Raw genomic sequence first — 26,240 nt, forward strand, 5'->3', positions numbered from 1 at the left:
GAATTTCATGATGTCCCTGTAACCTACTGATCTATAGTCTCTCAGAGCTGTTTCAATGCAAGAATAATCACTTGCCAAAACACCCCGTAAATAAATGCCAAATCACCCGGCCTCGCCCGAATAGTTGCACAAGGCGGACCCGAATGCGATAGAGCGTACTGCATTAATCCTATAACAGCGCTCGCTCTATCTTTTTGTTTTTGCGTATGTCGTTATCGGAAAACCGGTTTCCACTTTTCCGCGACATGCAATAGCTTTGAGTGTAACAGTCCGTTTGGACCTATATCTACAAAAGAAAGGCCTAGATATGGCTCGTCCCCAAATTGGAGATCAAGCACCGGATTTTTCATTGCCTTCCGATAATGGAGTAATCTCATTGTCGTCACTCAAAGGTTCGCCGGTCGTCGTTTACTTCTACCCAAAAGATGACACATCCGGCTGCACCAAGGAGGCAATTGCGTTTTCCCAGCTAAAGCCGGAGTTCGACAAGATCGGTACACGCATTATAGGTCTTTCGCCTGATAGCGCCGAAAAACATGCTAAATTTCGTAAAAAACATGATCTGACAGTCGAGCTGGCGGCAGATGAAGACCGATCGACGTTGGAAGCTTATGGCGTCTGGGTGGAAAAGAGCATGTATGGCCGTAAATACATGGGTGTTGAACGAACCACATTTCTGATTGATGCCGATGGACGTGTGGCGCATATCTGGGAAAAGGTGAAGGTCGCCGGTCATCCTGAAGCCGTTCTTGAAGCAGCTCGCGCGCTTTAAACCGGCGAATATGTAGATTGAACTGATTACAAAAGCTTCAGATAAGCTTTGTTAACCATGATAAAATTCTGTTGATTCGATTGGTAAAAGCAAAGCAACCTGCATGTTCAGAATTCGGTCTAAAATCGTTGGATTTGGTACGGCGTGTGTCGGCCTTTGCTTTGGCGCTGGCATTTCTATGATCACATATAACGGCCAGTCAGAAAGGCTACCGAACGACAGACTTGCGTCACTGACAAAAGGTTCGGCAGTGATGCAGCCGTTGCCCGCAATACCATCTGAGCCGATGCCAAAAATCTCTTCTCAGCAAGAGCTGATTATTCCTGATAACGCGCCCAATGTTCATGGCATTGATCCGATCATCACCGGGCCACGCGCTTATAAACCCAGAGCAGAGATCAGGAGTACTGCTTCAAAAGGTTCCTGATGCCAAATATCCCTTCGTGATCAAATCAAAACATAAAAAACCCGGCCATAAGCCGGGTTTTCTGCTTTCTTATCGGGACAATCAAAGCGCCGATCTGGATATTTTTCGACGCACATCTTGTTTCGAAAACCGTTCCACACTTTTCGGGATGCGCCCTAATCGATGTCTTCGATTGCTTCGCCGCCGCCCTGAATGCGATGCGCGAGCGCAGCTTCCATAAATGGTGTTACCGCGCCATCAAGCACTTCCTGCGGATTGGTACTTTCAACACCTGTGCGAAGGTCCTTTATGAGCTGGTAAGGCTGAAGGACATACGAGCGGATCTGGTGACCCCAGCCAATATCAGTCTTGCTGGCATTGGCGGCATCAGTCGCTTCTTCACGTTTTTTCAGCTCTTCCTCGTAAAGACGTGCGCGCAACATCGACCATGCCTTCTCGCGGTTCTTATGCTGCGAACGCTCGGCCTGACACTGCACAACAATTCCCGATGCAATATGCGTAATGCGCACGGCCGAGTCCGTCGTATTGACGTGCTGACCACCAGCACCTGATGCACGATATGTATCGATGCGAACATCGGCCTCTGTCACCTGCACATCGATATTGTCATCAATGACCGGATAAACCCAAATACTGGCGAACGATGTGTGACGACGGGCGTTCGAATCGTAAGGCGAAATACGAACCAGACGGTGCACACCGGATTCAGTTTTCGCCATACCGTAGGAGTTATGGCCCTTGATGAGGATCGTCGCAGACTTGATGCCTGCTTCTTCGCCGTAATGCACTTCCATCACGTCGACCTTACGTCCACTGCGTTCAGCCCAGCGTGTGTACATACGCAGAAGCATAGACGCCCAGTCCTGACTTTCCGTGCCGCCAGCGCCAGCATGAACTTCAAGATAGGTATCATTGGCATCCGCTTCACCCGAAAGCAGCATATCGATCTGTCGCCGATCGACTTCCTGCTTGAGTTCACGAATAGTGTTTTCGGCATCAGCTATAATCGACGTATCGTCCTCTTCTTCGCCCATGGCGATGAGTTCGATGCTGTCATTCAACGTCTGTTTGAGCGAATTAATGCCATTGATGCTATCTTCCAGCTGCTGGCGCTCACGCATCAGCTTCTGGGCTTCCTGTGCATCATTCCAAAGGGTCGGATCTTCCGCCCTCTGGTTCAGATAGCCCAGGCGTTTGATTGCCTGATCCCAGTCAAAGATGCCTCCTCAGCAGGCTTATGGCCTGCTGGATTTCGTCAACCAGCGTCTCGATTTCCGCGCGCATGGGCAAATCGTTCCTTCAATAAGTCTGCAATATGTGGAGAAAATACAAGCTCATGAGAGCTGACCTCACACCTGAAGCCGAACCAGCATAAAGCTGTTCAAGCGCCGCGGACCATAATTAGCCCGTGGCGCAGTGTAAAGAGGTGCAAATCAGTAAAGTCCACCAGAACCTGAATTGATAGCACGCGTGGCTTGAGGCGACTGTGGCTGAACGGGCGAGCCTTCACGGTACTGATCCATACCAATGACCGAATAAGTATCAGATGGTCCGGTACCCGGTTTAAACGCTTCAATGATGAGGTTTGGATCGCCTTGATTGGTGCGCATACCCGTTTTCCGGTTAATCGCGATCAGGGTCATGCCTTCCGGCACCCGGAAATCTACCTTCGGCGTTCCAGCCAAAGCATGGGTCATGAAATCCTTGAACACCGGAGCGGCCAGTCCGCTACCCGTACCGCCACGACCAAGAGGTGTTGGTGTGTCATAGCCCATGAAAACGCCGACAACCAAATCTGGCGTAAAACCAACGAACCAAGCATCTTTTTCGTCGTTTGTCGTCCCGGTCTTGCCAGCAAGAGGCCGATCAAGGCTTTTCAAAATCTGTGCTGTACCGCGCTGAACCACGCCTTCCATCATCGATGTGATCTGATAAGCAGTCATTGGATCAAGAACCTGATCACGGTTATCGATCAAAGTTGGCTCTTCCTGACCGGACCATTGCTGAGCGTTACAGCCTTCACACTGGCGCCCATCGTGTTTGAATACGGTCTTTCCATAGCGGTCCTGAATACGGTCGATCATCGATGGCGTAATGCTCTGCCCGCCATTTGCTATGACGGAATAAGCAGTAACCATACGCAAAACGGTTGTTTCGCCTGCACCAAGAGACATCGACAAAACAGGCAACATCTTGTCGTACACACCGAAACGCTCAGCATATTCCGCAACAGTCTTCATGCCCATATCCTGTGCGAGACGCACAGTCATAAGGTTACGCGACTGTTCAATACCATAGCGCAATGTCGAAGGGCCGGAGAACTTGCCGGAATAGTTTTTCGGAGCCCATACGCCAAGCGCGCCCCCCTGATTGACCTCTAACGGACCATCAAGAACGACGGATGCCGGCGTATAGCCATTATCCAGGGCTGCCGCGTAAACGAATGGCTTAAACGATGATCCAGGCTGGCGATAAGCTTGCGTGGCACGGTTAAATTCCGATTGTCCGTACGAAAAGCCACCGACCATTGCGAGGACACGCCCGGTATGGGGATCCATAGCAACCATTGCACCCTGCAATTTCGGCGGCTGCTGCAAGCGGAAACGCGATTCACCTTCACCAACTTTGGAAACATAGACAATATCGCCGGTCTTCAGGACCCCTTCTGGCGACCTTGCGCTGCCACGTTTACCGTCAATATTGGTGACACGCATCGCCCATTTCATATCGTCAGCAGCAATAAAGGCACGATCTCGCGCTTTTCCGCGCGAACCGGATCCATCAATTGACGGCTGCAAGCCGATATCTGCGCCCGCGGCTGAAACATTGAGAACCACGGCAAGCTGCCATTCCGGAACGTCTTCAAAAGCCTGCAGATCACCGAAAGCTGTGCCCCAATCGCTGCCGATTTCCGCGTGCTTTAAAGGGCCACGCCAGCCGCGCGCTTCATCATAGCGGAGCATGGCTGACTGCAAGGCTTTACGGGCTTCCACCTGTAAGGCTGGATTAAGTGTCGTTCTGACGGACAAGCCGCCCTCGTAAAGAGCATCGACACCATATTTCTGGATAATCTGGCGACGCACTTCTTCACTGAAATATTCGGAAGCGAACAAATAATGGGTGGCTGTGCGGGTTTTAACGCCGAGCGGCTGCTTCTTAGCTTCATCAGCCTCCTGAGCCGTTATGTAACCGTTCTCAGCCATGCGATCGATTACCCAGTTGCGGCGTTCAATCGCGCGGTCCGGGTAACGGAATGGATGATAGTTGTTTGGTCCTTTTGGCAAAGCAGCCAAATAAGCGGCATCGGCAATACTGAGCTCACCGACACTCTTGTCAAAATAGGTTAGCGCAGCACTCGCGATACCGTATGAACCAAGGCCGAAGAAAATTTCATTGAGGTAAAGCTCAAGAATGCGATCCTTGGAATACGCCTGCTCGATCCGCATCGCGAGAATTGCTTCTTTGATCTTGCGATCATAGGTCTGGTTCGAAGAAAGAAGAAAGTTTTTGGCAACCTGCTGGGTAATCGTTGAGGCACCAACCGGGCGTCGACCGGATCCTGCGTTTTTAATATTCGTAACAACAGCGCGAGCAAGACCGCCGAAATCGAGACCATGATGCTCATAAAAGGTCTTGTCTTCGGCAGAGATAAATGCAGCCTTTACCCGATTTGGCACGGCCTGAATTGGCAAATACATGCGGCGTTCGCGCGCATATTCCGACATCAGACTACCATCCGATGCATGAACACGCGTCATGACTGGCGGCTCGTACTTGGCGAGCACTTCATAATCGGGCAGATCTTTCGTAACACTGCTGATGTATACAGCAACACCACCGGCAACGATCAGTGCCAGAACAGTTCCAATCCCGAAGAAATATCCGATAAGCCTTACCATGTATCCGGAATCCCGCCTTCAGATCATTCGAAAAAATAGAGAATGACCAACAATAATGCTCGTTAATCAGTGCCATGCGGCGATAGCTGGTTTAGTGACCACCAATTGCGTCAAAGACAAGATGGCTTATGCGTTTTTACCAATTTAAAGCCCTATTAAAGGCATGCGGACCTTAAAAATGCACAAAACTGTTGCACGCATACATCGTATAAGCTGGGATAGATATCAATCCCCGCTAAACATTACATTATTTTAACCCCGCGACAAAGCATCCGGGTGTTTCTGCATTTCAAATGCTTTTATCGCGGTTGCGATACGATCAGCCAGCTTGCGACGCCATTGAGGGTTGCTGATAAGCTTCTCATCTTCGGCATTGGATAGATAACCGATTTCGATGAGTACAGATGGCACATCCGGCGCCCGCAATACCTGAAAACCCGCAAAACGGTGAGGATTGTTGATGAGATTAACCTGCCCCTGAAGCGAACTAATGACTTTTTCGGCAAAACTGAGTGAAAATGTATGAGTCTCTCGCCTTGTCAGATCGAGCAATATATCCGCAACTTCCGGAAGCTCTTCGGGAGCAGCCCCACCAATGCTGTCCGACTTATTTTCTCGCTCTGCCATGGCGCGTGCGACGGAATCTGAGGCCTTATCAGATATTGTATAGACAGTCGCGCCGCGAATATCACCCTGGTTGATGGTATCTGCGTGGATAGAAATGAAGAGGTCAGCCGAATATTGGCGCGCAAGGCGTACGCGCTCAGACAACCTCAAAAATTTGTCGTCATCCCGCGTCATCAAAACCTTGATGTTACTTTCTTTCATCAACCGATCTCGCAACTCCTGTCCGAAAGCGAGGGTCAGATCTTTCTCTTTGATGCCGCTCAGACTTTCAGCACCACTATCTATGCCGCCATGTCCGGGATCAATCATAACGATGAATGGACGCCCCTTCTCCTTGTCTGGCAGGACCGATGCAGCTTTTATTCCAGCATGTTGCCCTGTTGATCCAGTAACATCATTTGAAGCAGCAAGCTTTTTGCTAAATTGCTGCTCCGAAGTGGCAACCATGTCGGCAACAAGACGGTAGCCCGATGTCGTTTCATTCTTTATGACTTGAACGCTCTCCAAATCAAATGGACCGCGCATCGTCAAAATGAGGCGGGAGCGGTTTTTACCGACCAGACCATAGCGTACTCGCGAAACAATTCCCCTCGCCGCCAAGCTATTTTCGTCGAACCCAAAGCGTGTTTCGGGAAGATCGAAAACCAAACGATGAGGATTGCCCAAAAGAAGCGTTGAGAATTTCGGCTCCTGATCGAACATAATGACAACGCGCATACGCAGATCGTCCCCCGCCATACGATAGGTCAGAGCGGATAACGGAGCGTTATCGGCAGCCGTTGCTGGGCCAACATAAAAAAACGCCGAACATAACATCACCAAGAGCACACATAAATTTCGTGCGTTCAATTTGTTTCGGGCAATTTTTTGAAAGCTCATACAATGCATAGGTGTTCGCAATCTGGACATTATGAATTAATCGAAGACCAGGCGTTCAGGCCAAAACTTATGTGCGCGCGCATTCGATAAATAAAACCGTATCGAATTATGGTTAACAAAGGTTTCAAACTCCCCTTTTGGGCGGCACAGACTATCCTTCAATTATTCTATAGCCACCTTTCGGCAAAATTACGATGAAGGTGTCAACTGATATTCATACTTGTCATAGCTCGAACGACGCCATAAAAGCTAAACTAGGCTTTGGAATAGCTGTCAGAATCGTTTGCCGGTTTTCTAAACGGATCGAGACGAAAGATAGCTAAAACAGTGATGTATTGTATTCACTTCCCATTAGCCCGCACAGAATTCAACGGAATACGGCACCCCCGCCGCCTCCGTTTTTTAATCGGCCGACGGCGCATGGATACGCGCTGTCGCCAGTGCTCTGAAAAGAGCAAAGAGGTCGGCCCGGCTTTTTCGGGCCATATATGAGGTCGTTTCGAACGGAACAGCTATGGGTCTAGCAAGACTGACCATCGCAAGCCTGAAGACCGTGATCGCCAGTTGGCCATCGCGCGCAGAAACAGCAGCTTTTGTTCCGACGAACCCATTATCATCCGGCAGATGCTCCCCAGCCAGGACGACAGCCTTCAGGGTTTCGTCCGGCGCACGCGGCTTGCGTCTTAGTGCCGGCAGGAAAGACAGTTATGTCCAACAAAATGCTTATCGATGCCTCTCACCCGGAGGAGACGCGCGTTATCGTAACGCGCGGGAACAAAATTGAAGAATTCGACTTTGAGTCGGAACATAAGAAACAGCTAAAGGGTAACATATATCTCGCACGCGTCACGCGTGTTGAGCCATCCCTTCAGGCTGCATTCGTGGAATATGGCGGCAATCGTCATGGTTTCCTCGCATTTTCTGAAATTCATCCTGATTATTATCAGATTCCTGTTGCTGATCGGCTTGCACTGCTTGAAGCAGAAGCAAAGGCAGCGCGCGCAGCAGACGACGAAGAAGACGAGCCGAAGGCAAAGAACAACGACCGTTCACGCCGTCATCGCCGTCGTGGACGTCGTGATGATCAGAATGCGAACGTTGCTAAAAACGGAGTGCCAGCTGCGGAGCCAGTCGGTCCGGCTTTTGCAGATTACATTGCTGGCACGCCGGCTATCGCCTTGATGAAACTGGCCGGTGATGTTGTTTCAGAAGGCGTTGAATCAAGCGACAATGATGATGATGACGAGAACGATGTCGAAAATGAAGAAGACATCGTTGAATCGGTTGGTTCGGAAGATGCGATGGAAGAACTTCCTTCGCACGGGCGGACCAACCGTCGTCAGTACAACATTCAGGAAGTCATCAAGCGTCGCCAAATCATTCTGGTTCAGGTGGTCAAGGAAGAGCGCGGCAATAAGGGCGCAGCTCTCACTACCTACCTTTCGCTTGCTGGTCGTTATTCCGTTCTGATGCCAAACACGGCTCGGGGTGGTGGTATCTCGCGCAAGATCACTAATCCGCAGGATCGCAAGCGTTTAAAGGAAATTGTCAAGGAACTTGAAGTGCCGCAGGGCATGGGCGTGATCCTTCGCACCGCCGGTGCAAATCGCACCAAAGCGGATATAAAGCGAGATTACGAATATTTGATGCGTATGTGGGAAAATGTTCGCACATTGACCCTGCAATCAACGGCACCCTCGCTCGTTTACGAAGAAGGCAGTCTGATCAAACGATCGATCCGTGATCTTTACAACAAGGAAATCACCGAGATTCTCGTTGCTGGTGAGACCGGCTATCGTGAAGCAAAAGACTTCATGCGCATGCTGATGCCGACCCATGCAAAAGTCGTTCAGCCTTATCGTGAGCAGGTTCCGGTTTTCACACGTTATGGTCTGGAAGCGCAGCTTGATCGCATGCTGCTTCCGCAGGTCACACTGAAGTCGGGTGGATACCTCATTATCAACCAGACAGAAGCCCTAGTTGCCATTGACGTAAATTCCGGTCGTTCGACGCGTGAACATTCGATTGAAGACACGGCGCTTCAGACCAATCTGGAAGCTGCAGAAGAAGTCGCACGCCAGCTGCGCTTGCGCGATCTTGCCGGTTTGATCGTTGTTGATTTCATCGACATGGAAGAAAAGCGCAACAATCGCGCAGTCGAAAAGAAGATGAAGGACTGCCTGAAAGACGACCGCGCGCGTATTCAGGTTGGCCGTATTTCGCATTTCGGTCTTCTGGAAATGTCACGTCAGCGTATTCGGGCATCAGTGCTCGAAAGCACGATGCAGGTTTGTCAGCATTGCGGTGGTACGGGACATGTGCGCTCTGACTCCTCGATGGCACTCCATATTATTCGTGGCATTGAAGACTATCTTCTGCGCCATTCGGGCTATGACATTACTGTACGCACTCCGGTTGCATCGGCGCTTTATGTTTTGAATCACAAGCGCGAACTACTTGCTGATCTTGAGGGCCGCTTCGGTGCTTCAATCAGCATTGACGCAGACGACAGTGTTGGTCATCAGCATTTTGTCATCGACAAAGGTGCGCCATCCACGCGTCCGATTACGATCCATCCTGCGGCACCTATCGTCTATGAAGACGATCTGAACGACCCGGATATCCCGATGGACGAGGATGAGGCCGAAGAAGAAGTCAGAGACGAAGTATCTACCCGCGAAGAAAATAGCGAAGATGGTGATCGCAAGCGCCGCAAACGCCGTCGTCGTCGCGGTGGCCGTGATCGTGAAGGCGGTGAGCAGGCAGCACAAACAGATTCCGCATCAGAATCATCAGACGAAGATGACGAGGAAGATGCAAATCCGCATGGCAAAAGCGCGCTGAGCGAAGAGGATCGCCGTAAGAAGCGCCGCCGCGGTCGCCGTGGAGGACGCAAAAACCGTCGTGAAGATGATATTCATGCACGGAAAGTTCCAGCCCCTGAATTCGTCGGCTACACGCCAGTGATTCCAGTACCTGCGGAAGAATCGCCCGCTGAAGTCTCATCAGAAATCACTGTCAGTGAGGCTGTGGCTGTGGCTGTTGAAATAGCCGCTGTTGAAGCGCCAGTGGCCACTGAACCAGTTGTTGTTGAAGAAGACCAAAAGCCTGCAAAGCCAGCGCGCAAACCGCGTGGCCGCAAAGCTGCAAAAACTGAAGAAGCCGCGAGTGAAGATGTTGTCGTAGCTGATCCGGCAGAAGAGCCAGCCAAGCCTGCTCGAAAGCCACGTGGACGCAAAAAAGTTGTTGAAGATGAAGCAGCAGCAGAAGCCGCCGTCCCCGCAGTGGAAGCGGAAGTTGCAAAGCCGAAGCGTCGCACCCGCAAAGTTGCAGCAAAGGCAGAAGCTGAGAACCTTGCCGCTGAGTCCGAATTAGCACCTGCCGCTGAGCCTCAAAAGGCTGCAGAACCTGAAAAGGTAGCTGAGCCAGTGGTTACGTCCAGCGAAACTGAGGAGCAGAAACCAAAACGCGGCGGCTGGTGGCAGAAAAAGGGATTTTTCTAAGTCTTGACGCTTTAAGCATTCAATAAAAAAAACCGGCGGAAATGCCGGTTTTCTTTTTGTTTCTTGAATTTTAAAGCGCTGGTCTGACGGGATCGGCGCTCTAATTTTTCGTTTTATGGCGCATCATTTTCTGATGGTAGCGGGATCAGGATCAGAAATCAGTCCCGCGAACTCATCTCCCCGCGTAGGCGTTTCATCCCTTCGGGAAGCCCTCCAATTTCAGGCTTTTTGCTGCGGAAGCCATCCTTCGAGCCGCCGTACCACTTCTTCCATGTCTTCAGAACTGCCTGCATAGGAAAAACGCATCGTACGGTGGCCATCGATAGGATCAAAATCCCGACCGGGAGTTGCTGCAATATTTGTTTCAGCAATCATACGACGCGCAAATTCCATGCTGTCATTGGTGAAGCGCGAAACATCGCAATAGGCGTAGAATGCGCCATCCATAGGAGCGGCAAGATTTAACCCCATGGGTGGCAGATGATCGAGCAAGATTTTACGGTTCTGTCGATAACGATCCTTGACGCGCTCAAGCTCAACGGTGGCATTGAACGCTTCGATTGCTGCGCGTTGTGACAGTTCTGGCGCAGAAATGTAAAGGCTTTGACCAAGACACTCGATCGCGCGGACGTCCGCATCCGGCAGCACCATCCAGCCGATGCGCCAGCCAGTCATGCAGTAATATTTCGAAAATGAATTGATGATCGTAACATCGTTCGAAATTTGCAAAGCCGTGACGTCTTCTGCTTCATAAGATAGACGATGGTAGATTTCATCCGAAATGACGCGGATACCCAGCCCGTGCGCGGTCTCAATAATCGCTTTGAGCTCGGTCTTGTCGATAACAGCACCCGTCGGGTTGGCAGGGCTCGCAAAGAGAACGCCCTTTAAAGGTTTCTCCGCATGGGCGGCAGCAAGGGCTTCAGCAGTCAGCGCACCGGACGCCCCGCTATCATTGGCGATTTCCACCACTTCAAGACCAAGCGTGGTCAGAATATTACGATAAGCCGGATAACCTGGGCGAGTAATTGCAACACGATCACCGGGATCGAAATAGACTAGAAAAGCGAGGTTGAATGCAGCCGACGAGCCTGTCGTAATAGCAATGCGTTCAGGAGAAACAGATACGCCGTAACTATCTGCATAGTGCTGGGCGATTGCTTCACGCAATTCGATGAGGCCAAGCGCATCAGTATAACCGATACGGCCATCTTTCAGGGCACGCTCAGCTGCCTCCCGCACGATTTGCGGCGCCGGGTCTGCCGGTTGCCCTACTGCCATCGAAATAATCGGGTGGCCCGCTGCACGTCTACGGTTGGCTTCCGCCAGAACATCCATGGCGTGAAACGGTTCGACCGCACTACGGTTTGAAAGAATATTCAACTGAGCCTCCCAAAAGCACGAAATGCTATAAAGCACCCTCGCCCTACAATCGCCGGATTGGTAAAGCAACAGCGGCTTCAGTAAAAAGAGTAATCAAGTTTCCTGTAAGCTTCGTTGATCGATGATCTCTATCGATGAAATGCCAGGCAGGTTATAAGATTCGGGTTACTCTGTTTGAGCAGGATGCGGGGCACCATGGGAAGCATGACTGTAACTTTGCCGACCAAAGCGTTTTCTTTCCATAGCCTGATGCGTCGTTCCGTCGTCGCTTTTTCGGCGCTTGCCGTGGCTGTTACAGGGATACTTCCCGCAAAGGCCCAGTCGCGTGGCGGTGGCGTGCCAATCGTACGCGATGCGGAAATTGAAGCCCTTGTCTCTGATTATGCTGCCCCCATCCTCCGAGCTGCAAAACTTGGCGGGCGCGGCGTAAGTGTCATTCTCGTCAATTCCCAGAGCTTCAACGCCTTTGTTGATGGACGCCGCATTTTCATCAATACGGGCGCAATCATGCAGTCAGAAACACCCAATGAAATTATTGGCGTGATTGCGCATGAAGCCGGCCACATTGCCGGTGGCCATCAGGACCGATTGCGTGAGCAGTTAAGTCGTGCCCGGACTATGGCGGTTATCGGTATGCTGTTGGGCGTTGGTGCCGGTGTTGCAGGTGCTGCATCTGGCAGCAGTGCGGCAGCAGGTGCTGGCGGCGGCATTGCCATGGGTAGTTCTGAAATGGCGATGCGCAATCTGCTGAGTTATCAACGCACCGAAGAAATCACCGCCGATCGTCTGGCTGTGAATTATCTCAATGCCACAGGCCAATCCACAAAAGGCATGCTCGATACATTCCAGCGTTTTGCGACAGCACTTTCGCTTTCTGGTACCCAGATTGATCAATATCGCATTAGCCATCCATTGCCACGTGAACGTATAGCCAATCTGGAAGAGCTCGCGAAGAAGAGCCCCAATTATAATAAAACGGATTCTGCCGCCCTCCAACTCAGACATGATATGGCGCGCGCTAAAATCGCTGCTTATTCCTCTAATAATATGGGCGCATTGCAGAGGATGTTCCGATCCAACCCCGGCGGCCTGCCAGCACGTTATGGCAATGCAATCACCACCTATTTGAATGGTTCGGCACGTTCTGCAATTCCAAAGTTCGAGGCACTTATTAAAGAACAACCGAAGAACCCCTATTTTCATGAAATGATGGGAGAAGTTCTCATCAAAGCCAATGATGCACAGGGGGCCGCCAAAGCCTTTCAGCGTGCCGTTTCATTGGATACGCGCAAGTCTCCGCTGCTACGTATGAGCTATGGACGCGCTCTTATGCTTACCGGCACGAAAACCAATATGCCTGACGCTATCAAGGAGCTGAAGGCAGGAATCGCAGCCGATCCAGAGTTTCCGGGAGGATATGGCTATCTTGCGCAGGCGTATGGCCAATCTGGTGACATGGCACGCGCTGATCTTGCCACAGCCGACATGAACTATTATTCCGGCAACCTGCAGCAAGCTCAGATATTTGCCATTCGTGCGCAAAAGCAGATGAAACGGGGAACACCCGACTGGCTGCGTGCGCAGGATATAATCAACGCCAAAGCTAAAAAGTAAGTCGCTTAACAGGCCTCTCAAGCCGCGTATTAAGTGAGATTTCAGAACGTATGAAAGTGATCAGTATGAAAAATGTCATTCTTGGTTCCATCGGAGGCGCCATCGTCGGAGCAGCTGCACTCGCACTCGGCTATTATGCAGGCACCGCACATCAGCCAGCGTCTGTAGCCCCCGTCGTCGCTCCCGTCGAAACGACCGCAGCGCCGCAATTGAACCAGCAGGCCGTAGAGGCCATCGTTCGCAACTATCTGCTGCAAAACCCGGAAATCATGGTTGAAGTGCAGACGGCACTCGAAACCAAACAGGCAGAAGCCGCACAGGAACAGGTGAAACAAGTTCTAGCTTCAAATCAGGGTCTTCTCTTTAATCCGGCACATGATGCGGTTTTCGGCAACCCAAATGGTGACGTTACTGTTTATGAGTTTTTTGATTACAATTGCGGATATTGCAAACGCGCCCTGCCCGATATGGAAGCGATCCTCAAAAACGATAAAAATGTCCGCTTCGTCATGAAGGAATTCCCAATCCTCGGACCAGATTCCATGCGCGCACATGTCGTCGCACAGGCTTTCAAAGCCCTCTTGCCTGAGAAATATGCCGAGTTTCATGAAGTCCTTCTGGGCGCACAGGAACGCGCAACAGAAGCTTCAGCAATTGCTGACGCGGTGAAGCTAGGGGCGGATGAAGCAACGCTGCGTGAGAAGATGAAGGATCCGGCAATCACCAATGCTTTTCAGGAAAACTATCAGCTTGCCCAAAAGCTCAATATTACTGGAACACCGTCTTATATCATTGGAAATGAGCTCGTACCCGGTGCAATTGGTGCCGAAGGTTTGATCGAAAGAATCGCTGCGGCCCGAACTGCCAAGAAAAGTTGAGTTGATTGAGATTACACCCGGTTGATTTTCCTACATGGCGTAATCAATCGTTCAATACTAACAAGCGGCTATTTTTGCCACAAATTGCGTTCATTCCACAAAGAATAGCGGGAAAAACGCTGTGGTTGAACATTCACATTGATTTAGAGGGTTTCGACTTGCGTCTAAGCCCTCTATATGGAATGCGAAGTGTAATCGAAATTTTGTAATAGGCCCGTAATCCATAACGGATGAACATGGTAAAAACGGTTTTTGTTCTGAACGGCCCCAATCTCAATTTTCTTGGGAAGCGTGAGCCGGGTATCTACGGTGTGGCAACGCTCGATGATATCGAAGCGAGCTGCAAGCGTGAATCTGAACAATTGGGCCTTGCTGTCGATTTTCGGCAAACGAATTATGAAGGTGATCTGGTCAGCTGGATTCAGGAAGCAGGCGACAAAAATGCCTATGTCCTGATCAATCCAGCAGCATACAGCCACACTTCGGTTGCTATTCACGATGCCATTCGCTCGGCCAAGGTTACGGTCGTGGAAGTGCATTTGTCGAATATTCATGCGCGTGAAGCTTTCCGGCATCACTCCTATGTCTCCGCAGTCGCCAAAGGCGTCATCTGCGGCTTTGGCGCGGAAGGATACCTGCTCGGCCTGCGCGCACTCGCGGCAATTGCCAAAGAAGAAGAAAACAACGGGCAAGCGTAAAGGGGCCTGATATGTCCAGCAAAAACTCCGTCATCGACAAAGAAACAATCCGCGATCTCGCGAACATTCTCAATGAAACCGACTTGACCGACATTGAAGTCGAACATGGTGAACTGCGTATCCGCGTTTCGCGCAATGTAACTGTTCAGGCTGCGGCTACCGTCATGCAGGCAGCACCCGTTGCCGCCGCTGCACCTGTCGCTACTGCTGTTGCTGCAGAGCCGACCAAAGCGGAACTCAGCAAGAATGCGGTTCCTTCACCAATGGTCGGGACGGCGTATCTCGCGCCCGCTCCTGGTGCACGCAACTTCATCGAAGTGGGAACACAGGTCAAAGAAGGCCAGACGCTTCTGATCATCGAAGCTATGAAGACGATGAACCAAATCGCGGCTCCACGTGCCGGCACGGTCAAGGCTATTCTGGTTGAAGATGCAACACCTGTTGAATTCGGCGAACCGCTTGTCGTCATCGAGTAAGATGACCATCAGGTCAGAAGAGTTTCAGCTTATTCAATGAACGGGCAGCAAAGCGCAATGTTTCAAAAGATACTCATAGCCAATCGTGGCGAAATCGCTCTTCGTGTGCTCAGGGCTTGTAAAGAACTGGGCATCAAGACGGTGGCAGTTCATTCCACGGCAGATGCCGATGCGATGCACGTCCGCCTTGCGGATGAAAGCGTGTGCATCGGACCGCCTCCATCACGTGACAGCTATCTGAATATTCATCAAATCGTTGCTGCTTGCGAAATCACTGGTGCGGATGCAATTCATCCGGGCTACGGTTTCCTTTCCGAAAATGCCAAGTTTGCTGAAATTCTTGAAGCACACGGCATTACCTTTATCGGACCAACTTCTTCGCATATCCGTATCATGGGCGACAAGATTGAAGCCAAGCGCACCGCAAAGCGCCTTGGCATTCCAGTCGTTCCCGGTTCGGATGGCGGCGTCACTGACGAAGGTGAAGCCAAGCGCATCGCAAAAGAAATCGGCTATCCGGTTATCATCAAGGCATCCGCTGGTGGTGGTGGTCGCGGCATGAAGGTAGCCCGCACCGAAGACGATCTTGCTGTAGCCCTCGCAACGGCACGTACTGAAGCGGGTGCAGCATTTGGAGATGATGCCGTCTATATCGAGAAGTATCTCGAAAAGCCGCGTCATATCGAAGTGCAGGTCATGGGCGATGGTGCAGGCAATGCAATCCATCTTGGTGAACGCGACTGTTCCTTGCAGCGTCGTCACCAGAAGGTGTGGGAAGAAGCCAACTCGCCAGCGCTCAATGCTGAAGCACGCGACAAGATCGGCATGATCTGCGCCAATGCTGTGGCAGACATGGGCTATCGTGGTGCGGGCACGATCGAATTCCTGTATGAGAACGGCGAGTTCTATTTCATCGAAATGAACACACGTCTTCAGGTGGAGCATCCAGTTACGGAAGCAATCACCGGCATCGATCTCGTTCATGAGCAGATTCGCGTCGCCGCTGGCCTCGGCCTTTCGGTCAAGCAGAGTGAGGTGCGCTTCCATGGCCATGCCATTGAATGCCGCATCAATGCTGAAGACCCACGCAACTTCACACCTTCACCGGGTCTCATCACCCATTACCATACGCCGGGCGGTCTTGGTATCCGCGTGGATTCGGGCGTCTATTCAGGCTACCGCATCCCGCCATACTATGACAGCCTCATCGGCAAGCTCATCGTCCATGGCCGCAACCGCGTTGAATGCATGATGCGTCTGCGTCGTGCACTCGATGAATTTGTGGTTGATGGTGTGAAAACGACCCTGCCCCTGTTCCAGGACCTGATTTCCAATCAGGACATCGCCAATGGCGATTACGACATCCATTGGTTGGAAAAGTATCTGGCCAAACAGTCTGAAACGTCAGGTGCATAAATAAAGTGACCGCAGGAGCCTCCCCGGACGACTATTCAATCGAACCGGAGTTGCTCCTGCGCGCCTATGCCACCGGGGTTTTTCCGATGGCAGAAGAAGCAGACGATCCGGAAATTTTCTGGGTCCGTCCTGAAAAGCGCGGCATCATCCCGCTTGATGGCTTTCACATCCCGAAAAGCCTGCAAAAAACCATCCGACAAGCGATTTTTGAAATCCGGCTCGATACTGACTTCGAGGGCATCATCGACGGCTGCGCAAGCGGCACCGGCGAACGTGCACGCACATGGATCAATAGGCCAATACGTGAAGCCTATCGGAAGCTTTTTGAAGCGGGTCATTGCCACACAGTTGAAGCATGGCATGACGACAAGCTTGTCGGCGGGCTTTATGGCGTTACGCTCGGACGCGCCTTCTTTGGCGAGAGCATGTTCACACGCAAGCGCGATGCGTCAAAAGTCTGCCTCGCCTATTTGGTCGATCATCTCAAACGGCAGGGATTCGTGCTGCTGGATACACAGTTTACGACAGCGCATCTCGAGCGCTTCGGCGCAATCGAAGTCAAGCGCAAGAAATATGAAGGGCTTCTCGAAGAGGCACTTCAGGGCAATGCCAATTTTTGATTTATAAAATTACTGACGTTTATCCGGCGCAGGCACATCAGATGTCTGCTTACAGTTTTTCAACCACACGTCATAAATCGGATGTTCCACGGCATTGAGACCGGGGCTGTCAGCAAACATCCACCCCGTAAAGATGCGGCGAATTTTACGATCAAGCGTGATTTCATCAACTTCAACGAAACCATCCGTGCGTGGTGCTTCGTTATCAGTGCGCGAGTAGCAAACTTTTGGCGTTACCTGAAGCGCACCAAATTGCACAGTCTCATTTATGTAAACGTCAAAGCTGGTAATGCGTCCGGTAATCTTGTCGAGGCCGGAAAACTCTGCGATGGGGTTAGAAATACGCTCAGCATAAGCTGCATTGAAACCAATAGAACCAGTTAATACCGTCAGCAAAGCCACTTTCGTTGCCTGCCTAAGCCAGCTTTTACCGTTTATAGTTGTAACGGGAGAAAACTTCTTCAAAACGGATATCCGTATCAATCTGGTTAATTAATAGCGCCGGAATAATTCCTACGGACCAAATGTGACGATTCGTTGCCCTGTCGCAAGCAACAATGACCGACCATCATTCGGAGAATAGATATATCCTCAGGCCTTTTACGCCAACCGAGCTTCATGAAAAAAAACGGCATGAACATTCATGCCGTTTTCCTTCAAAATTAGCTGCCCGGTGTCCAGGCATCGTATTCGCCCGTTACGCGTGGGCGTTCCGCAGGTGTCGTACCCGGAATGGCAATAGCACCTTTAGGACGGTAGGCCAGCGGCGAACCTGTCAGATTTTGCAAATGCGGCTTCTGCCAGTCGCGCGGCTTGTAGTCTTCCTTGCTTGGCGGTGTATCAACACGGTGGTGTATCCAGCCATGCCAACCCGGAGGAATAGCACTTGCTTCCGCATAGCCATTGAAAATGACCCAGCGGCGCGTACGACCTTCAGAGTCCTTACCACCCTGATAGTAGATATTGCCGAACTCATCTTCGCCAACCCGTTCGCCTTTGCGCCAGGTGTGAAGGCGGGTGCCGAGTGTCTGGCCATTCCACCAGGTGAAGACTTGCGTAAGAAATTTCTTCATGACCTATCCAGATCCGTAATTGCCACAGGCAGATCAACTGCCGGGTTTTGATGCTTATGGCCCTATCAAAGGCCCAAGGCAAGGGGCAAGTTGCCGCTGTCACAAGAGTATGAAGCGCATCACGAAAAGTGTAAAACAGCTTACAGACACGAAGCGCTCAAGCATTAAATCTACATAGACCAGCCTTCGAGAGACTTTTCCATAATGAGCACTGGTTCCTTGCAATCGGAATCGCCCCAATCTTCACTTCGACCCACGCGAGCATAGCCTTTGCGCTCATAAAAGCGCACCGACTTTTCATTGCGTTCTATAACTTCGAGCCGCAGCGTGTTCACGCCGGGAAAAGCCATTTCGACTTCTGCCAAAAGCATTGTGCCGATGCCCTGCACCTGCGATTCAGGGCGCACATAAAGCTGGTGAAGCGAGGCCTTGCCCTCTCCGGTCTGGCTTGCAAAAGCCATACCGTCGATACCGCCCTCACCGTTGTCTGCAACGATAAACTCAGAATATGGCTTCTTCAGATTGGCTTTCAGAGCCGCAACCGAATGCCATTTACCAGTGACGGCATTCACTGTTTCCCGACCTAGAATATCGTCAAAAGTCGCGTGCCAAGTCGAGACCAGCAATTCATGCACGGCCTTCAAATCGGCCTCGCTGGCGCTGCGAACCCACATTATTCTTCAATCCCGAGCTTGGACTTAACCAGATCATTGACGGCCTGCGGGTTAGCCTTGCCGCCCGTCGCCTTCATCACCTGACCAACGAACCAGCCTGCCATGCTTGGCTTGGCCTTGGCCTGTTCAACCTTGTCCGGGTTGGCGCTAATAATATCGTCAACGGCCTTTTCGATTGCACCCGTGTCAGTGACCTGCTTCATACCGCGTTCTTCAACGAGGCTTTTCGGATCGCCACCTTCATTCCAGACGATTTCAAACAGTTCCTTGGCGATCTTGCCAGAAATTGTACCGTCCTTGATCAGATCAATGATCGCGCCAAGCTGCGCGGGCGAAACAGGCGATGTTTCAATATCCTTGCCGGTCTTGTTAAGCGCACCAAGAAGATCATTAATAACCCAGTTTGCCGCCAGCTTGCCGTCACGGCCATCAGAAACTGCTTCGTAATAATCGGCGATCGCCTTTTCCGAAACGAGAATCGAAGCGTCATAGACGGAAATGCCGAGCTTTTCGACAAGACGGTCTTTCTTGACGTCTGGCAGCTCCGGCAGATCAGCAGCCAGCGCATCGACAAATGCCTGATCGAATTCGAGCGGCAGAAGGTCGGGATCCGGGAAATAGCGATAGTCATGCGCTTCTTCTTTGGAGCGCATTGAACGAGTTTCACCCTTCACCGGATCAAACAGACGGGTTTCCTGATCAATGGAGCCACCGTCTTCCAGAATGGCGATCTGGCGACGCGCTTCATATTCAATCGCCTGACCAACAAAGCGAATCGAGTTGACGTTCTTGATCTCGCAGCGTGTGCCGAATTCACCACCGGGGCGGCGGACAGAAACATTCACGTCGGCGCGCATCGAGCCTTCATCCATGTTGCCGTCACAAGTTCCGAGATAGCGAACAATCGTGCGCAGCTTGGTCAGATAAGCGCGTGCTTCATCCGACGAACGCAGGTCTGGCTTGGAAACAATTTCCATCAGCGCCACACCGGAGCGGTTGAGATCGACATAGGACATCGTTGGATGCTGGTCGTGCAGCGATTTGCCCGCATCCTGCTCCAGATGCAAACGCTCAATACCGATCTCCACGTCTTCGAACTGGCCCTTATTGTCGGGGCCGACAGAGATCATGATCTTGCCTTCGCCAACAATCGGCTGCTTGAACTGGGAAATCTGATAGCCCTGTGGCAAATCGGGATAGAAATAGTTTTTCCGGTCAAAAACCGATTTCAGATTGATCTGTGCATTCAGGCCAATACCGGTGCGAACAGCCTGCTTGACACATTCAAGATTGATCACGGGCAACATGCCCGGCATCGCGGCATCCACAAGGGAGACGTTCGCATTCGGATCGGCGCCAAAGGATGTAGATGCACCAGAGAACAGCTTCGATTCGGAGGTGACCTGCGCGTGGACTTCCATGCCAATGACGACTTCCCAATCGCCAGTGGCGCCAGAAATGAAGCGTTTCGGTTCTGGGGTGCGCGTATCAATAAGGGTCATGCTGGCTCGCAAATATTCGGATTGAGCTAAAAACTGATTGCTTACTGGCTAGAGCAAAGCCCCTTGGGATGCAAGCTTTTCAGCTGGTCAATTGCATGTGGTGAAACAGAAAAGGCCGCGCAATGCGCGGCCAATCCCGTATTCAATAAAGAGGAGAAATTAAGCCTCGTCGGACTTTTCTTCTGTCTTCTTCTTAGGAGCGGCCTTCTTCTTGGCAGCAGCCTTCTTGGCTGGCTTTGCTTCCGAAGCTGCATCTTCGTCTTCTGCGGTCAGCTCTTCCTTCGAGACCTTCTTATCGGTCACGTTGATGTTCGCCAGCAGATGGTCAACGACCTTCTCTTCGAAGATAGGTGCGCGGAGGTTTGCAACTGCATCCGGCGTCTTACGCAGGAATTCGTAGATTTCCTTTTCCTGACCCGGGTAGCGGCGTACCTGATCAAAAACCGCACGCTGCAGTTCTTCTTCGGTAACTTCTACACCAGCCTTTTCGCCGATTTCGGAGAGAACCAGACCGAGGCGAACACGACGTTCAGCAAGCTTGCGATATTCTTCACGAGCGGCTTCTTCAGTGGTTTCTTCGTCTTCAAACGTGCGGCCAGCCTGCTGCAGGTCGAAGTTGATCTGCTGCCAGATGTTGTTGAATTCAGCTTCAACCAGCTTTTCAGGTGTTTCGAAAGCGTAATCACCATCGAGCGCGTCGAGAATCTGACGCTTAACCTTCTGACGCGTGATCTGGCCGTACTGACTTTCGATCTGTTCGCGAACAACCTGACGCAGACGCTCAAGCGACTCGATGCCGAGCTTCTTGGCGGTTTCATCGTCGAGAACGAGTTCACCAGCCTTTTCGACGCCCTTAACGGTGATGTCAAAGGTTGCATCCTTGCCTGCAAGATGCGCTGCACCATATTCTGCAGGGAAAGTTACGTTGATAACCTTCTCATCGCCGGCCTTGAGGCCAACGAGCTGTTCTTCAAAGCCGGGAATGAACTGGCCCGAACCGAGAACAAGCTGCGCATCGGTGTCAGCGCCGCCTTCAAAAGGTTCGCCATCAACCTTACCGAGATAGTCGATCGTGACACGATCTTCATTTTCGGCCTTACCCTTCTTGGCTTCAAAGGTACGGGTCGAAGCTGCAACGCGCTTGACCTGTTCGTCAACTTCTTCGTCCGAGATGTCTACGACTTCACGGGTCACAGTGATCTTCGAGAAATCCTTGACTTCAATCTTTGGCAGAACTTCATAGGTCAGCGAGAAAACGAAATCGGCCTTGCCGTCCAGAACCTTTTCAGCTTCTTTTTCGTCTTCAGACATCGAAACGACTGGCTGCGTTGCCGATTTTTCGTTGCGGTCAGCAAGAATAGAGCGTGACGAATCATTCAGGATTTCGTTCACGATCTCAGCCATGAAGGACTTGCCATAGGTCTTGCGCAGGTGTGCTGTTGGCACCTTGCCTGGACGGAAGCCATTGATCTTGGCGCGACCACGTGCAGTTTCGAGCCGCTCGGAGAGCTTTGCTTCGAGATCTCCTGCCGGAACCACGACTTTAATCTCGCGCTTCAGCCCTTCATTAAGCGTTTCGGTAACCTGCATGTTCAAACCTTCACTTCTTTGTCATTGTCCCGCCGTTACCGGCGCTTATGCCTCGTCGCGGGAGAGAAATTCTTTGCCTTAAGGCAGTTGGTGCGGATAGAGGGACTCGAACCCCCACGGTCTCCCGCCAGAACCTAAATCTGGTGCGTCTACCAATTTCGCCATATCCGCCTCTGAACCGAAGTGCATTCAACCGAACGCACCAAATTCGCCTCAGATATTGAACCGCCTCTCGAAAGCGCGCGTCTCTATATCACTCAATTTTCCCGGTTCAAAGGAAAAAAGCCGATTTGCTGGCATTGATTTTCAAGCCGGTTCAAACCGAAGCGCTTTCGTGCTTTCCGCCCCTATATAGCGATCTTATCGCCTTAGCCAAGCCTTTTTAGAATAAAGCCGGATTAATAGAGCGGCTCCTCGTAAAGTTGCCTGCCTTTATCGCGTAAAGCTTTGATAACAGCGGTGCCTGCATCATCAACGGCGATCACAGCGGTAATCTGCAAATCACGCTGACCATCTTCGATTACCCGCCCCTCGCCCTCCGGAACATAATAGCGCTCGATACCGTAACGCACATTGAGCGTCGCATCGGGATCGTCGGGAATCTTGTAGTTCGATTCTCCGCGAATCTGCACTTCATCCTCAGGGAGATCTGTAAAAGACATGAAAGATGCTCGCGAGATATGCCAGATGCCATCAGGTCCAGACTTCAGTGCAACATAAACAGTCCGCGAAGAATCAACGGGCGTACCTTTGATGATTTTGCGATCAATCGACGTTATGTCATAGCCGAGGATCACATAATCCCCACGCATCAAGTCGCGAGGATCGACAGGTTTGGTCTGGAGAACAACTTCATGACCGGACCGCAATATCGAGGCGCGCTGCTCAATGCTTGCATAGAGAATACCGCTCTGAAGCAAAGCTGCGACCACAGCGCCAGCATAGAGCCACTTAGCCTTGATCAAGCTCATGGCTGCACCTCCGTTTCCCGCTTCCGTCCGAAACGGCTTTCCATACGCCGCACGAAGGTAGCCAGGAGAAGAACCAATATGCCAGCGGTCAGGAAAAAGCCCGAAGTACCGATCATCGAGCCAACGGTTGAAAAAGCGAGATAAAGCACTTCTAAAGAAAATGCGGCATATGCAATCGAACGCAAGCTGCCATTATCCCGCCCACATACGGCAAGCGAACCAATCGATAACGCCAATATGAGAATCCCATAGACGACATCCTGCGTGATATTCTTATCAAAGATGGTCGAAAGCATCTTGTCGACCTGAAGAATGCCAAGCGCCATTAGGGCCAACAACAAGCCATAAGAAGCGAGCGGATGCGCGAAACGTGTGAGCCGCTGAAGTGCGTCATGCGCGAAAGCATCAATAAGCATGAAGCCAATACCGACAACCAACATCAAACCGAGAATCAAACGGCTTTCATTTTCTGAATAAAGAAGCGCAGCCCAGCCGAGTACAAACAGACACAATATATGTGCAGCGTGACGCGATTGCGTGAAGCGCGCTGCGAGCGCACCAGCAAGGACCAGCAATGGACCGATCCAGCGATAGGTCATTTCACCGTAATTGTTATCGAAAGCGTAGGTCGAGAGATAGAAGCAAGCCACCCCTGCACCAAAGGCAGTCAGCGCGGATGAACGCAGCAGGAAGGCAGACGCGAATACACCGACAGCCCAAACAACCGCCGCCGAATGCACATCGCCCGACATATGATACATTTGGCCTATAAGCGCGATACCAGCACCAAATGAAGATGCAGCAATTATATAGAGAGCCTGCGGCAGGATGGTATCGCCACGTATCTGTCGCCATGCGCCACCGATATAGCAAACCCAGATCAATATGAAGACAAGACCGATACGCATGATGCGCGGCATGTCCTGCCAGTTTGCCGCCACAAGCATGATGACCGCAGCGCCGAGCAGCAGCCCGCCTAATGTTGCAAGAACCGAGCCGAGACTGAACCGGGGGCCACGTTTTTCAAGATCGGCATTCAACCGGGAAGCTGTGTCTGCATCTATAAGACCGTCATGCTGCCAGCGTGCGATCATGCGCTCTACTGAAATTGAAAACGACAAAACAACTCCCGAAGAATCTATGCGTTGAAGCCGTGAGGCACTAAGCGGCTGAGAACATATAGGAAACTCACCAGCCGGCAAACAAATACCTTCTGTCGCTTTACGGCAATTTTGTGCCTGACCAGTCTAATCGATTTAGCTCGTCGTGCGGAACCCGCAAAGCAGCTATGCAATCTTGGGTCTGCAAGTAGCGAAAACAATGAGTTATATCATGAGCAACAAAACGAGATGAATTGAACCACAGTTCCTCAAAGATGAAGGAATAAAACGATGAACCTGCTTCGCTCATACAACAACTGGCGCCGTTACCGCGATACTGTCAACGAGCTTAACCAGCTCTCGACTCGCGAACTTAACGATCTTGGCATTTCCCGCGCAGACATTCCGTTTGTCGCACGTCAGTCCAAGGGACGCTAATCAGATTTGACTTTGCTGGGCCTGAATCCTCCTCCCATCAGGTCCGGTTTGTCGCAAAGCGCTCCTCCTCCCATGCTTTGCGATACCAAGACCGGTCTCTCCTCCTCCCAATTCCGGTCTGACAATAATGGCATCCGTCGCACCTCCTCCCGCGCCGGATGCCATTTGTTTTTGTGGTATAGGTTCTCTGCTCTGATGCGCTTCGCCCATTGAAGGCGACATTCAAAGGAGGTAAGGGATTGCCATGTCAAAAGATACCAACCTCTCCCCCGTACATGTCGTAGGCGGCGGCCTTGCAGGCTCCGAAGCCGCGTGGCAAATCGCGCAGGCTGGCGTGCCTGTAATTTTGCATGAAATGCGCCCGGTCCGCGGCACAGACGCACATAAGACAGAGCAGCTGGCAGAGCTGGTCTGCTCGAATTCTTTCCGCTCAGACGACGCCGAGACAAATGCCGTCGGCGTACTCCATGCCGAAATGCGCCTTGCAGGTTCGCTGATCATGGCCTGTGCCGACGCACATCAGGTTCCAGCCGGTGGTGCACTCGCGGTCGATCGCGAAGGCTTTTCGCAGGCAGTGACTGCGAAACTAGAAGCGCACCCGCTGATTACGATTGAGCGCGAAGAAGTCACCGGCCTCCCACCCGAAGACTGGGGTACGACAATTGTTGCTACCGGCCCACTGACTGCGCCGACGCTTGCAGAAGCGATTCAGGCACAAACAGGTGCTGATGCACTCGCTTTCTTTGATGCCATTGCGCCGATCATCCATTTTGATTCGATCAATATGGATGTGTGCTGGTTCCAGTCGCGCTACGACAAGGTTGGACCCGGAGGCACTGGCAAGGACTACATCAACTGCCCCATGGACAAGGAGCAGTATGAGGCTTTCGTTGCTGCCCTTATCGAAGGTGACACGACCGATTTCAAGGAATGGGAAGGGACGCCCTATTTCGATGGCTGTCTGCCGATCGAAGTCATGGCCGAGCGCGGCCCGGAAACCTTGCGTCATGGTCCAATGAAGCCAATGGGCCTCACCAACGAACATAATCCGACGGTCAAACCTTATGCAGTGGTGCAGCTTCGTCAGGACAATGCGCTGGGCACACTTTACAACATGGTCGGTTTCCAGACGAAGCTGAAATACGGCTCACAGACCGGCATCTTCAAGATGATCCCCGGCCTTGAAAATGCGGAATTTGCGCGTCTTGGCGGTCTGCACCGCAACACCTATCTCAATTCGCCAGTGCTTCTCGATAACGTTCTGCGGTTGAAATCTCGTCAAAACCTGCGCTTCGCCGGCCAAATTACCGGCTGTGAAGGTTACGTCGAATCATCGGCCATCGGCCTTCTCGCTGGCCGTTTCACTGCCGCTGAAAGACTCGGCAAGACACCAGTTGCACCACCTCAGACCACTGCTTTTGGCGCCCTGCTCGGCCATATCACTGGTGGTCACATCGTTGCCGACGACGATGAACCGGGCAAACGCTCGTTCCAACCCATGAACGTCAATTTCGGCCTGTTCCCACCAATCGACGTACCAAAACCGGAAGGCAAGCGTCTGCGCGGCAAGGAAAAGACGATTGCAAAAAAGCGGGCCTTGTCTGCACGCGCACTCGCAGATTTCCAGGAGTGGCTCGGTAACAACGTATAAGTTTCGAAAGAAATTTATATTTTAATTCAAAAAGATAAGGCGGCTTTCT

22 protein-coding genes, 1 tRNA gene and 1 pseudogene are annotated in these 26,240 nt (G+C 51.6%); 11 read left to right on the plus strand and 13 right to left on the minus strand.

The annotated features are described in order from the left end of the window. The first annotated feature begins 307 nt into the window (after positions 1–307). Positions 308–772, plus strand: coding sequence for a peroxiredoxin (locus H5024_RS07955; RefSeq protein WP_187545161.1), 465 nt, complete (start codon positions 308–310; stop codon positions 770–772). 103 nt (positions 773–875) lie between these two features. Then, the gene (locus H5024_RS07960) at positions 876–1,199 is read left to right on the plus strand and encodes a hypothetical protein (RefSeq protein ID WP_187545163.1); all 324 of its coding nucleotides are present in this window, start codon (positions 876–878) and stop codon (positions 1,197–1,199) included. Between the two features lie 155 nt (positions 1,200–1,354). Here the strand turns inward: H5024_RS07960 and prfB are convergent. The 4 genes and pseudogenes from prfB to H5024_RS07980 all read right to left on the minus strand — a co-directional run. After that, positions 1,355–2,483, minus strand: a protein-coding gene (gene prfB, locus H5024_RS07965) for a peptide chain release factor 2 (RefSeq protein WP_187545165.1) whose coding sequence is annotated in 2 segments (ribosomal slippage) — positions 1,355–2,413 and positions 2,415–2,483 — 1,128 coding nt in all. Because the reading frame shifts where the segments join, the coding sequence is not laid out codon by codon here. 149 nt (positions 2,484–2,632) lie between these two features. Beyond that, positions 2,633–5,098, minus strand: a complete 2,466-nt coding sequence (locus H5024_RS07970) for a penicillin-binding protein 1A (RefSeq protein ID WP_187545168.1) — start codon at positions 5,096–5,098, stop codon at positions 2,633–2,635. Between the two features lie 252 nt (positions 5,099–5,350). After that, positions 5,351–6,541 (minus strand): N-acetylmuramoyl-L-alanine amidase, encoded by a 1,191-nt coding sequence (locus H5024_RS07975; RefSeq protein WP_247875258.1) that lies wholly within the window; start codon positions 6,539–6,541, stop codon positions 5,351–5,353. Between the two features lie 585 nt (positions 6,542–7,126). Continuing rightward, positions 7,127–7,309, minus strand: a pseudogene (locus tag H5024_RS07980) (hypothetical protein); the annotation flags it as partial. A gap of 2 nt (positions 7,310–7,311) precedes the next feature. Here H5024_RS07980 and H5024_RS07985 point away from each other — a divergent pair. Then, on the plus strand, positions 7,312–10,107 hold the full coding sequence (locus tag H5024_RS07985) for a ribonuclease E/G (RefSeq protein WP_187545169.1): 2,796 nt from the start codon (positions 7,312–7,314) through the stop codon (positions 10,105–10,107). A 219-nt stretch (positions 10,108–10,326) separates the two neighbouring features. On the opposite strand, the gene H5024_RS07990 is transcribed toward H5024_RS07985, so the two are convergent. Then, the gene (locus H5024_RS07990) at positions 10,327–11,490 is read right to left on the minus strand and encodes an aminotransferase class I/II-fold pyridoxal phosphate-dependent enzyme (RefSeq protein WP_187545172.1); all 1,164 of its coding nucleotides are present in this window, start codon (positions 11,488–11,490) and stop codon (positions 10,327–10,329) included. A gap of 195 nt (positions 11,491–11,685) precedes the next feature. Between H5024_RS07990 and H5024_RS07995 the strand changes: the two genes are divergently transcribed. The 6 genes from H5024_RS07995 (at position 11,686) to aat (ending at position 17,192) form a co-directional block, all read left to right on the plus strand. Then, complete coding sequence (locus tag H5024_RS07995) at positions 11,686–13,104, plus strand: M48 family metalloprotease (protein ID WP_187545174.1); 1,419 nt, start codon at positions 11,686–11,688, stop codon at positions 13,102–13,104. Positions 13,105–13,169: 65 nt separating this feature from the next. Then, a complete protein-coding gene (locus H5024_RS08000) occupies positions 13,170–13,982 on the plus strand; it encodes a DsbA family protein (protein ID WP_187545176.1) in 813 nt (270 codons plus the stop codon). A gap of 236 nt (positions 13,983–14,218) precedes the next feature. Then, complete coding sequence (gene aroQ, locus H5024_RS08005; RefSeq protein ID WP_187545179.1) at positions 14,219–14,680, plus strand: type II 3-dehydroquinate dehydratase; 462 nt, start codon at positions 14,219–14,221, stop codon at positions 14,678–14,680. A gap of 11 nt (positions 14,681–14,691) precedes the next feature. Then, positions 14,692–15,156, plus strand: a complete 465-nt coding sequence (gene accB, locus H5024_RS08010) for an acetyl-CoA carboxylase biotin carboxyl carrier protein (protein WP_187545181.1) — start codon at positions 14,692–14,694, stop codon at positions 15,154–15,156. Between the two features lie 57 nt (positions 15,157–15,213). After that, the gene (gene accC, locus H5024_RS08015) at positions 15,214–16,572 is read left to right on the plus strand and encodes an acetyl-CoA carboxylase biotin carboxylase subunit (RefSeq protein ID WP_187545184.1); all 1,359 of its coding nucleotides are present in this window, start codon (positions 15,214–15,216) and stop codon (positions 16,570–16,572) included. A gap of 50 nt (positions 16,573–16,622) precedes the next feature. Next, positions 16,623–17,192, plus strand: coding sequence for a leucyl/phenylalanyl-tRNA--protein transferase (gene aat, locus H5024_RS08020; protein ID WP_187546700.1), 570 nt, complete (start codon positions 16,623–16,625; stop codon positions 17,190–17,192). 9 nt (positions 17,193–17,201) lie between these two features. Here the strand turns inward: aat and H5024_RS08025 are convergent, their stop codons facing one another. The 8 genes from H5024_RS08025 to H5024_RS08060 form a co-directional block, all read right to left on the minus strand. Continuing rightward, positions 17,202–17,672, minus strand: coding sequence for a DUF2155 domain-containing protein (locus H5024_RS08025; RefSeq protein WP_187546702.1), 471 nt, complete (start codon positions 17,670–17,672; stop codon positions 17,202–17,204). A 182-nt stretch (positions 17,673–17,854) separates the two neighbouring features. Continuing rightward, positions 17,855–18,265, minus strand: coding sequence for an NADH:ubiquinone oxidoreductase subunit NDUFA12 (locus tag H5024_RS08030; protein WP_187545185.1), 411 nt, complete (start codon positions 18,263–18,265; stop codon positions 17,855–17,857). 170 nt (positions 18,266–18,435) lie between these two features. Next, positions 18,436–18,939 (minus strand): GNAT family N-acetyltransferase, encoded by a 504-nt coding sequence (locus H5024_RS08035; RefSeq protein WP_187545188.1) that lies wholly within the window; start codon positions 18,937–18,939, stop codon positions 18,436–18,438. Next, a complete protein-coding gene (gatB, locus tag H5024_RS08040) occupies positions 18,939–20,441 on the minus strand; it encodes an Asp-tRNA(Asn)/Glu-tRNA(Gln) amidotransferase subunit GatB (protein ID WP_187545191.1) in 1,503 nt (500 codons plus the stop codon). The genes H5024_RS08035 and gatB overlap by 1 nt, the downstream gene beginning before the upstream one ends. Positions 20,442–20,600: 159 nt before the next feature. Beyond that, positions 20,601–22,031: a trigger factor gene (tig, locus tag H5024_RS08045; RefSeq protein WP_187545194.1), complete on the minus strand. Its 1,431-nt coding sequence runs from the start codon at positions 22,029–22,031 to the stop codon at positions 20,601–20,603. An 88-nt stretch (positions 22,032–22,119) separates the two neighbouring features. Then, positions 22,120–22,202 (minus strand) — tRNA-Leu (locus H5024_RS08050). 227 nt (positions 22,203–22,429) lie between these two features. Beyond that, a complete protein-coding gene (locus tag H5024_RS08055; protein WP_187545197.1) occupies positions 22,430–23,002 on the minus strand; it encodes a GDYXXLXY domain-containing protein in 573 nt (190 codons plus the stop codon). Next, complete coding sequence (locus H5024_RS08060) at positions 22,999–24,123, minus strand: DUF2157 domain-containing protein (RefSeq protein ID WP_187545199.1); 1,125 nt, start codon at positions 24,121–24,123, stop codon at positions 22,999–23,001. The genes H5024_RS08055 and H5024_RS08060 overlap by 4 nt, the downstream gene beginning before the upstream one ends. A 270-nt stretch (positions 24,124–24,393) precedes the next feature. Here H5024_RS08060 and H5024_RS08065 point away from each other — a divergent pair, with 270 nt between their 5' ends. Continuing rightward, complete coding sequence (locus tag H5024_RS08065) at positions 24,394–24,540, plus strand: DUF1127 domain-containing protein (protein ID WP_007874707.1); 147 nt, start codon at positions 24,394–24,396, stop codon at positions 24,538–24,540. A gap of 244 nt (positions 24,541–24,784) precedes the next feature. Beyond that, on the plus strand, positions 24,785–26,191 hold the full coding sequence (gene trmFO, locus H5024_RS08070) for a methylenetetrahydrofolate--tRNA-(uracil(54)-C(5))-methyltransferase (FADH(2)-oxidizing) TrmFO (protein ID WP_187545201.1): 1,407 nt from the start codon (positions 24,785–24,787) through the stop codon (positions 26,189–26,191). Positions 26,192–26,240: the final 49 nt, after the last annotated feature.

Origin of the sequence: Ochrobactrum sp. Marseille-Q0166, from assembly GCF_014397025.1 — a bacterium.
Classification (GTDB): domain Bacteria; phylum Pseudomonadota; class Alphaproteobacteria; order Rhizobiales; family Rhizobiaceae; genus Brucella.